Here is a 464-nt window from a genome sequence, read left to right as displayed (position 1 = left end):
AGCAGCGATTGAGATCATCGGCGAAGAAGGTATCTCTGACGACGATATTGAGGCGAGAGTTCTCGAGTTGGCGACCGATTCGATGCTCGCGAGGAGGCTGATCGACTGGCTGCCCGAGATTTTAGGTGCCGTCGCGGTAGCGCACATGGGCAGGGTCAACTTTATGAACACGTTTTCCGCCAAGACCAAGAAGGGAAAGTGGAAGAGCATCCCCATGCAGGCGGAACCAATATTTATGGAAGGTATTAAGCTCGCCCAAGATGCCTGGCATCAAGACTGGAGCGAGGCTCATGAGCGAGTCGCGATACGCAGCGCGATTATGAGGTCTGCCAGCCAGGTCATCGATTCTGGGCAGTCGCTGAATGGGGTGACGACCAGTGGCCCGGCATTGATCGGAATCCCTGCGGAGATTTACCGATCGGAGCTTTCATTTCTTCAGCGGATATTCTGGTAACGAACCCAAA

Annotated in this window: 1 protein-coding gene; it reads left to right on the top strand. The window is 54.3% G+C overall.

The window, feature by feature from the left end:
• Positions 1-454 (top strand): hypothetical protein (locus JIN85_RS20960; protein WP_200274520.1); only part of this gene is annotated, 454 nt, incomplete at its 5' end.
• Between the last annotated feature and the right edge of the window lie 10 nt (positions 455-464).

The sequence above is a fragment of the Luteolibacter pohnpeiensis genome (assembly GCF_016595435.1).
GTDB classification, from domain to species: domain Bacteria; phylum Verrucomicrobiota; class Verrucomicrobiia; order Verrucomicrobiales; family Akkermansiaceae; genus Luteolibacter; species Luteolibacter pohnpeiensis.
This window is presented reverse-complemented; position numbering and strand designations above follow the sequence as displayed.